Origin of the sequence: Streptomyces sp. WAC 04229 (genome assembly GCF_003947455.1) — a bacterium.
In the GTDB taxonomy this organism is placed as follows: domain Bacteria; phylum Actinomycetota; class Actinomycetes; order Streptomycetales; family Streptomycetaceae; genus Streptomyces.
Window position 1 is genome coordinate 23695 of sequence record NZ_QHJH01000081.1, and the last position, 6087, is coordinate 29781.

Below are 6087 nucleotides of genomic sequence, written 5' to 3' on the forward strand. Positions count from 1 at the left end.
TTCGATTGACATATGTCATCGAAATCTCACAGCCGGGTCGATCAGTCGACAACGAGAACGATCTTGCCCGTGGTGCGGCCGGTCTCGCCGAGCGCGTGCGCCTCGGCCGCCTCGGCCAGCGGGAACGTCTTCTCGATCGTCGCCTTCAGCTTCCCCGCCTCGACCAGACCCGCGATCGCCTCCATGTCGGCCCGGTCGGCGTCCACCAGCATCCGCACCGCGCGCACGCCGAGCCGCCCGGCCTCCTCGAAGAACTCGTCCGACCCGACCGGCAGGATCGAGACCACCACCCCGCCGGGGCGCAGTACGCGCAGCGACCGCAGGGACGTGTCGCCGCCGATCGTGTCCAGCACGACGTCCACGTCCTTCACCGCCTGGGTGAAGTCCGTCTCCCGGTAGTCCACGGTCTCGTCCGCGCCCAGGGAGCGCAGGAACTCGTGCTTGCCCGCGCTGGCGGTGCCGATCACATGGGCGCCCCGGGCCTTGGCGATCTGTACCGCCACATGGCCCACGCCGCCGGCCGCCGCGTGGATCAGCACCCGCTGCCCCGGCCGGACGTCGGCCCGCTCCACCAGTGCCTGCCACGCCGTCAGCGAGACCAGGGGGAGCGCGCCCGCCTGGACGTGGTCGATCCCGGCCGGCTTGTGCGTGAAGGTGCGTGCGGGAGCGGTGACGTACTCCGCGTGGGAGCCGTGGCCGAAGGGGTACGAGAGCATGCCGAAGACCTCGTCGCCGGGCGCGAAGGCGGCCACGCCGATCCCCACCGCCTCCACCGTGCCCGAGACGTCCCAGCCCAGCACGAAGGGCGGCTCACCGAGGAAGCCGCCGTTCGCCCGGTGCTTCCAGTCGGTCGGGTTCACTCCGGAGGCGCGCACCCGCACCAGCACCTCGTTCGGGCGCGGCTCGGGGCGCGGGGGCCGTACCTCCTTCAGGACCTCGGGGCCGCCGAGGACGTCCTGGCCGATGGCGCGCATGGTGTTCATCGAGAACCTCGCAAATAGGGAGTGGTTCCAGGGGCACGGTCTGCAACCTCCGACGAGATCGTGTCATTCCCGGGGCGGCACGGCATCCGGATGCCCTGGCCGGCAGGGGGATCCGTCGACCCTAGACAGCCATGACGCCGCCTCAGGAGCCCGCCGCCGCCGACTGAATCGGCCCCGCCGGGATATCAGCTAGGTAGAGGGCACGGAGCAGGTCGGCCCCGCGCCCGGAATCCTTCGGAGGAGACATGGCAACGGTCAACGCGGGCGTCGTGGTACTCGACTGCGCCGAGCCCGAGAAGCTCGCCGAGTTCTACAAGGGCCTGCTGGGGGCGGAAGAGACCGAGGCGACCGCCAACCGGGTCGAGATCGAGGGCCCGCGCGGCTTCCGCATGGCCTTCCGGCGGGACGTCAACGCGACCCCGCCGAGCTGGCCCCGTCCCGAGAACTCACTCCAGGTCCACCTGGACTTCGTGGTGGCGGAGCTGGACGAGGCCGAACGCGCGATCGTGGGGCTCGGCGGACGCCCCGTGGAGGCGAAGGACCCGGCCGGTCCGCACGAGGAGCGCGGCTTCTCCGACCCGGCGGGGCACTCCTTCACCGTGCGCCTGTCCACCGCGCCGACGGCGCCCAAGCAGGGCTGACCAGAGCCTGCCGGGCGCCGTCGCGCGGGGGGGTGCCTCTATGTCCTTCGTCAAGCGAGTCGGGGGCTCCTGGGCTCGTAGAAGGTTCCGTCGCGGAGCATGGCGAACAGGACGCTGATGCGGTGGCGGGCGAGGCGGAGGAGGGCCTGGGTGTGGGTTTTGCCGCGGGCTCGGCAGCGGTCGTAGTAGGTCCGGGAGGCGGGATCGTGGAGGGCTGCGAACGCGGAGAGGAACATCGCTCGTTTCAGCTGCCGGTTGCCGCCTCTGGGGGCGTGCTCGCCGTGGATCGACGTGCCGGACTGCCGGGTTGCCGGGGCGAGACCGGCGTAGGAGGCCAGGTGGGCGGCGGTGGGAAAGCTGCTGGCGTCGCCGACGGTGGCCAGGAGGACTGCGGCGGTCCTGACGCCGATGCCGGGCATCGAGGTCAGGACCGAGGAAAGAGGGTGGGCCTCCAGCAGTGCCTCGATCCGGGCCTCCAGGGCCCGGCGTTGTTCGTGAACGGCGGCCAGCGACTTCGCCAGCGAGGGGACGATCACGTCGAGGGTGCCGGTGCCCGGGACGGTGACGGTCTGCTCGTCGAGTGCGGTGAAGATGTCGTCGACCAGCCGCTCGGCCATGCGCGGCGCCCGGGGCCGGACGACCTCGACCAGCTTGCGGCGGCCCGCTTGGCGGAGTGCTTGCGGGGATCCGTAGCGCTCGAGGAGCCAGGTCACTGCCGGATGGTCCAGGCGCGGGCCAAGGACGCGCTCCAGACTGGGGTGGAACTGGGTGAGCAGGCCGCGGATGCGGTTGCAGGTGCGGTTGGCTTCGCCTGCGAGGTCCTGGTCGAAGCCGACCAGCATGGTCAGTTCTGCGGTGACCTCATCGGTCAGGTCGAGGGTGCGCAGGGTGTGGGGCATGGTGCGGGCGGCGTCCGCGATGACCACGGCGTCCTTCGCGTCGGTCTTGGCCTCGCCGGGGTAGAGATCGGCGATCCGCCGCATCGCCAGTCCGGGCAGGTAGGCGACCTGGCAGCCGGCGTCCCGGGCGACGGTCAGTGGCAGGGCGCCGATGGAGGCGGGCTGGTCCACGACCACCAGGACGGTGCCGAACTTGGCCGTGAGCTTGTCGAAGACCGCCCGCAGCTTCGGTTCGCTGTTCGGCAGGGCCTTGTCGAACACCTTCTTCCCGGCCGGGGTCAGGCCGTGACCGTGATGGGTCTGCTTGCCGACGTCCAGCCCCAGGAAGACGCCCACCCCGTCGATGCTGATCACCGTGCCCCCACATGCGTCGATGCGTGCCGGCCTCGGCGGTCGGGGCCGTTCTCGCGCAGCCACGTTATGCAGACCTGCCGCCCGGACACGGCCGGGCATTGCGCCCGGCCGGGCGGTGGTCGGACCTCTGATCAGCGTCTCCGACGGCACCCCTCGGACCCGGTGACACCACCCCCCAGGTCATCCCGTCGACAGGGGGCAACAGTCATGCCGGGCCCGGAGGCCAGCGGCCCTCTTGCAGGACCGCGAAAAAGATAACGGGGCGTGCGTGCGGGGGAGGGGGCCCGTCGGCGCGCGTCCCGTCCGGGTCGAACCCCGTGAGGGCGGGTCCGCTGCCGCCGCACCGCGGCCGTCACCTCGGGACGGGGGCGTCAGGCCGGGACCGGTATCGCCCGCTCCAGCGCCCGCAGGAACCTGTCCGACGTGGCGCGGTCCCGGACCGCGAGGCGTAGCCACTCCTCGTCCAGGCCGGGGAACGTGTCCCCGCGCCGTACCGCGAATCCGAGGCCGCGCAGCCGGTGGCGTACCGCGGCGGCGTGGGGGAGGCGGACGAGGACGAAGGGGCCCTCGGCGGGCCCGGCGACCCGCAGACCGGCCCCGGCGAACTCCCCGAGCCCGGCGACCAGATGGGCCCGGTCCGCGGCGACGCGGTGGGCGGCGTGGGCCGCCTCCGCCAGTGCCCGCGGCGCCACACACGCCTCGGCGGCCGCCAGCGCGGGCGTGGACACCGGCCACAGGGGCTGCGCCCGCTCCAGGTCTGCCACGGTGTCGGGCGCCGCCAGGACGTAGCCGATGCGCAGCCCCGCCAGCCCCCACGTCTTGGTCAGGCTGCGCAGGACGACCAGCCCGGGTACGTCGGTGCGCCCCGCAAGCGCCTCCCGCTCGCCCGGTACCGCGTCCATGAACGCCTCGTCCACGACCAGGGTCCGCCCGGGACGGGCCAGCCCCGCGAGCATGCCCGCCGGGTGCAGGACCGAGGTCGGGTTGGTCGGGTTGCCGACCACCACCAGGTCGGCGTCCTCCGGGACGGCCGCCGGATCGAGGCGGAAGCCGTCCGCGGCCCGCAGCAGCACCCGGTCGACCGTGTGCCCGGCGTCCCGCAGCGCCGCCTCCGGCTCCGTGAACTGGGGGTGCACCACGACCGGCCGCCGCACCTTCAGCGCCCGCGCCAGCAGCACGAAGGCCTCCGCGGCCCCCGCCGTCAGCAGCACCCGCTCCACCGGCAGCCCGTGCCGCTGCGCCACCGCGGCCCGCGCCGCCCGCCCGTCGGGGTACGCGGCCAGTGAGCCCAGCGAGGCGGCCACATGTTCGCGCAGCCACACCGGGGGCGTGTCCGCGCGGACGTTCACCGCGAGGTCCACCAGCGCCGAGCCGTCGTCGCGTACCTCGGCGTCCCCGTGGTGCCGCAGGTCGTGGCCCCGGGTTCCCGGCTCAGCGCGCATGGGAGTGTGCGTGTCCATAAGCGTGATGGTGCCGCACCCCGTCCTCCGCCCCGGCGCCCGGGTCCGTCGTCCCGCGCCCGGACCGGCGTACCACCGCGCAGGTCGCGCGCGCCGGACGCGCCGCCGATCTGCGCTTGGGGACGAGGAGCGCTCCGCCGCCCGCCAGCGCCGCCGCCTCGGCGACCGACGCGGTGCCCACGGCCGCCAACGCGGCACCGGAGGGATGCGGCACCCCGACCGCCGCCAGTTCCGCGGCGCTGTAGGTCACCAGCGGCACGCCCAGCCGCTCGGCGGCCCCGGCGACTCCGGGCTCGGCGGCCTTCGTGTCGAGGGTGGCCAGCTCCGTGACCGACGCGGCCGTCAGCCCCGCCTCGCCCAGCGCCAGCGCCACCAGCGCGAGCACCTCGTCGACCGGCACGCCCCGGGACGCGCCGACCCCGACGACGACCGACGGCGCGGGCCGCATCGCACGTCCGGGCAGGGAATCCGCTTCCGTCCCGCTCATCCTGCGCATCTTTACCGCCGTTGCCGCTGTCGTGCGCGCGTGAACGCGCCCTGATCGGATAGCAAGGGCTCATGGCGGTCTTCGTCGCGCTCGGCGCGTTCCTGATGACGCTGGCCGGCGGCTGGACGGCACAGCGCGTGACCGACCGGCGCCACCTGGTCCTGGGGCTGGCCGGCGGCCTGATGCTGGGCGTCGTCGGCCTCGACCTGCTGCCCGAGGCACTGGAGGCGGCCGGCGACGAGGTGTTCGGCGTACCCGAGGCGCTGCTGCTCTTCGTCGCCGGCTTCCTCCTCGCGCACCTGGTGGAACGCCTGCTGGCCGCCCGCCGCGCCGCGCACGGCGCCGACGAGCACGCGCAGCGCTCGCCCCAGGTGGGCCTCACGGCGGCCGCCGCCATGGTCGGGCACAGCGCGATGGACGGCGTGGCGATCGGCGCCGCCTTCCAGGTGGGCGGCGGCATGGGCGCGGCGGTGGCGATGGCGGTGATCGCCCACGACTTCGCGGACGGCTTCAACACCTACACGCTGACCAGCCTCTACGGGAACGCCCGCCGCCGCGCGATCGCGATGCTGGTCGCCGACGCCCTGGCACCCGTGGCCGGCGCGGCCTCCACCCTGCTCTTCACGATCCCGGAGGGCGCGCTCGGCGCGTACCTCGGCCTGTTCGGCGGCGTACTGCTCTACCTCGCCGCCGCCGAGATCCTGCCCGAGGCCCACCACGAGCACCCGGCCCGCTCGACCCTGCTGTGCACCGTTGCCGGCGCGGCCTTCATCTGGCTGGTGGTCGGCATCGCGGAGTGAGCGGCCGCCGTTCACGACGCCCGGCACCTCTCCACGAACCGACGGGCGACCGACGGCTCCGCCGCCCAGTGCGTGTGCAGGTAACTCGCGTGCACGCCACCCTCGACGAACCCCTCGACGCGCCGTTGCGGCGTCCGCATCCCCCACGCAGGCGTCGCCCCCGCCCCCGGCTCCACGACGGTCCGGTGGAACTCGTGCCCCCGCATCCGCGTCCCCGCCACGGCCAGCGGACTGTCGGTCAGCGCCACGCAGTCCCGGTACCCGAGGGTGAGCCGCCCCGACATCCGCGCGGAGGAGTCCAGCACCCCGCACATGGGCAGCCCGTCCAGCTCCCGGCCCAGGTACAGCAGTCCCGCACACTCCGCCGCCACGGGCGCACCCCCGCGCGCCAGCTCGGCGACGGACTTCCGCAGCCCCTCGTTGGCCGACAACTCGGAGACGTACACCTCGGGGAACCCGCCCC

At 73.9% G+C, this 6087-nt stretch carries 5 protein-coding genes and 2 pseudogenes; 2 read left to right on the forward strand and 5 right to left on the reverse strand.

Annotated features, from left to right (window positions below; translation table 11 throughout):
* Positions 1–41 precede the first annotated feature (41 nt).
* Positions 42–983 carry an NADP-dependent oxidoreductase gene (locus DMH12_RS21605; RefSeq protein WP_125493150.1) on the reverse strand — a complete coding sequence of 314 codons (942 nt, stop codon included), beginning with the start codon at positions 981–983 and terminating at the stop codon, positions 42–44.
* Between the two features lie 245 nt (positions 984–1228).
* Here DMH12_RS21605 and DMH12_RS21610 point away from each other — a divergent pair, with 245 nt between their 5' ends.
* The gene (locus DMH12_RS21610) at positions 1229–1624 is read left to right on the forward strand and encodes a VOC family protein (protein ID WP_125493151.1); all 396 of its coding nucleotides are present in this window, start codon (positions 1229–1231) and stop codon (positions 1622–1624) included.
* Between the two features lie 50 nt (positions 1625–1674).
* Here the strand turns inward: DMH12_RS21610 and DMH12_RS21615 are convergent, their stop codons facing one another.
* The 3 genes and pseudogenes from DMH12_RS21615 to DMH12_RS21625 all read right to left on the reverse strand — a co-directional run.
* The gene (locus tag DMH12_RS21615; protein ID WP_125493152.1) at positions 1675–2877 is read right to left on the reverse strand and encodes an IS110 family transposase; all 1203 of its coding nucleotides are present in this window, start codon (positions 2875–2877) and stop codon (positions 1675–1677) included.
* Between the two features lie 371 nt (positions 2878–3248).
* Positions 3249–4337: an Rv2231c family pyridoxal phosphate-dependent protein CobC gene (gene cobC / locus DMH12_RS21620; RefSeq protein WP_185832458.1), complete on the reverse strand. Its 1089-nt coding sequence runs from the start codon at positions 4335–4337 to the stop codon at positions 3249–3251.
* A 22-nt stretch (positions 4338–4359) separates the two neighbouring features.
* Positions 4360–4824: pseudogene (locus DMH12_RS21625) on the reverse strand (cobalamin biosynthesis protein); the annotation flags it as partial.
* Positions 4825–4895: 71 nt separating this feature from the next.
* Between DMH12_RS21625 and DMH12_RS21630 the strand changes: the two are divergent.
* Positions 4896–5624, forward strand: coding sequence for a ZIP family metal transporter (locus DMH12_RS21630; protein ID WP_125493155.1), 729 nt, complete (start codon positions 4896–4898; stop codon positions 5622–5624).
* Positions 5625–5635: 11 nt separating this feature from the next.
* Here the strand turns inward: DMH12_RS21630 and DMH12_RS21635 are convergent.
* Positions 5636–6087 (reverse strand): annotated as a pseudogene (locus DMH12_RS21635) (cobyrinic acid a,c-diamide synthase); the annotation flags it as partial.

Coding starts and splice junctions, on each gene's coding strand:
- DMH12_RS21605 (WP_125493150.1), bottom strand. CDS start 983: ATGAACACCATGCGCGCCATCGGCCAGGACGTCCTCGGCGGCCCCGAG.
- DMH12_RS21610 (WP_125493151.1), top strand. CDS start 1,229: ATGGCAACGGTCAACGCGGGCGTCGTGGTACTCGACTGCGCCGAGCCC.
- cobC (WP_185832458.1), bottom strand. CDS start 4,337: ATGGACACGCACACTCCCATGCGCGCTGAGCCGGGAACCCGGGGCCAC.
- DMH12_RS21630 (WP_125493155.1), top strand. CDS start 4,896: ATGGCGGTCTTCGTCGCGCTCGGCGCGTTCCTGATGACGCTGGCCGGC.